Genomic DNA, 1,716 nt, shown 5'->3' with positions numbered 1-1,716 from the left:
TCCCGCAGGAGCATTCCTGTCGTATTAGTTTTGCCCCTCTTGAAAAGAAAAGGATCCTCCGATATGATGCGGATGTCGTCAAAACAAACACACATAAAGGAGGATCCCACATGAAGAATAATCGAAATAACCGAATTAATCAAGTGCAAGAAAATACTCTAGTCATTGGTATTGATATCGCTAAGAAGCTGCATTATGCTTGCGCAGTAGATATGCGAGGGCGAGAATTGGACAAGGTCTGGAAAATTTCTCAATCTAGAGAAGGCTTTACTCAATTCAATGAGGCTGTTCAACACCTTATGGAAAAACATCAAAAGACAGACGTTATTATTGGTTTTGAAGCAACAGGACATTACTGGAAAAACCTTGCTTTTCATTTAAAACTTAATGACATCCCCTTTGTAATAGTGAATCCGATGCATGTGAAGCAATCAAAGGAAATGGATGATAATTTACAAACAAAAAACGATGCGAAAGACGCACGTGTCATCGCGAAACTGCTTCCAAATGGCTACTTCAGTGTACCGAGGGATATGTCCAGCGTGGATCATCATTTACGTCAAGGTTCGTCTATGCGAGAACGCTTGCGAAAAGAAATCGGCGCGGTCAAAAACAGAATACAACGGTGGATCGACCTCTATTTTCCAGAGTTTAGACAAGTCTTTAAGGATTATGGTCAACAAGAACTGACCGTTTTAAAACTCACTCCACTCCCAGAGGACATTAGAGATGCTTCCGTCGAGGAATTAGTGAGACAACAAAAGGAAGCCGGAGCTAAGTATGCGGGAAGACCTAAGATGGTCAAACTCATCGAATTAGCTCAGCGTTCTATCGGTATCTCAGAGAGTGCATATATGGCACGAATCGAAATACAATGCCTTGTCCATCAACATGAACTTTTAGCCTCACAGTTAGAAGATGTGAATGCTGAAATGGTTGAACAGGCTAAGAGCTTACCTGAGTTTAGCTATCTTGTTTCTATTAAAGGAATCAGTGAAAACATGGTTAGTGAGCTTTTGGCTGAAACAGGCTCTCTCCAAAACTATAACCATCCACGCCAAATCATTAAGCTAGCGGGATTTACGTTACGAGAGAACAGCTCTGGTAAACACCAAGGTACTAAGAAGATTTCAAAACGTGGTAGAAAAGGACTTCGAAGGCTCCTTTATAAAGCGATCCTTCCGTTGATACAGAACAACACAGCTTTTCATATAGTGTACACCTATTATCATTCACGCGAGCATAACCCACTATCGCGGAAAGAAGCGATGGTTGTAGTATGTAGAAAGCTAATTCAAGTGTTACATGGACTGAGTACCCATAAAGAAGTATTTAATCCTGAAAGGATGTTGGAGGACCTCTCCTATGTCACAGAAAGCAAAAAAGTAGCTTAGCATTCTTCTCTTTATTGATTAACAATACAGGCACAGAGATTCGGTAAACGTAGACTTTAGACGGCCTACCAGAGTCAGTCCATGCAGGAGTATAAGACCGAGCTCTGCGTCAGGAAAGACCCAACGAAGGAATGTAGGCACTTGATGCCAAGAGATATGGGAGGGTGAGTCCCCTGACACAGCAGAGAACACTCGTGCAAATAAGCTTGAATGGAAGTGTTTTACACACTGCCAACGCAACGCGTCAAAGCTTTATCCATATTCTGTTTTAAATTACAGTATGTGTATATTAATCTTGGAGGACTGTACTAAAAGTTTTTTT

The 1,716-nt window shown here is 41.2% G+C and carries 1 protein-coding gene; it reads left to right on the top strand.

Going from position 1 to position 1,716, the window contains the following annotated elements; all coding sequences use genetic code 11:
- Positions 1-110 precede the first annotated feature (110 nt).
- Positions 111-1,394, top strand: coding sequence for an IS110 family RNA-guided transposase (locus J7W16_RS21740; RefSeq protein WP_210599536.1), 1,284 nt, complete (start codon positions 111-113; stop codon positions 1,392-1,394).
- The last annotated feature ends 322 nt before the right edge of the window (positions 1,395-1,716 follow it).

It is taken from the genome of Halalkalibacter suaedae, assembly GCF_017939705.1.
Classification (GTDB): Bacteria; Bacillota; Bacilli; order Bacillales; family Bacillaceae_D; genus Halalkalibacter; species Halalkalibacter suaedae.
The sequence above is the reverse complement of the archived record's forward strand: the minus strand, read 5'-3'. Positions and strand labels throughout refer to the sequence as shown.

Excerpts from the sequence above, each read along its gene's own strand:
- J7W16_RS21740 (WP_210599536.1), top strand. The coding sequence starts at position 111 with ATGAAGAATAATCGAAATAACCGAATTAATCAAGTGCAAGAAAATACT.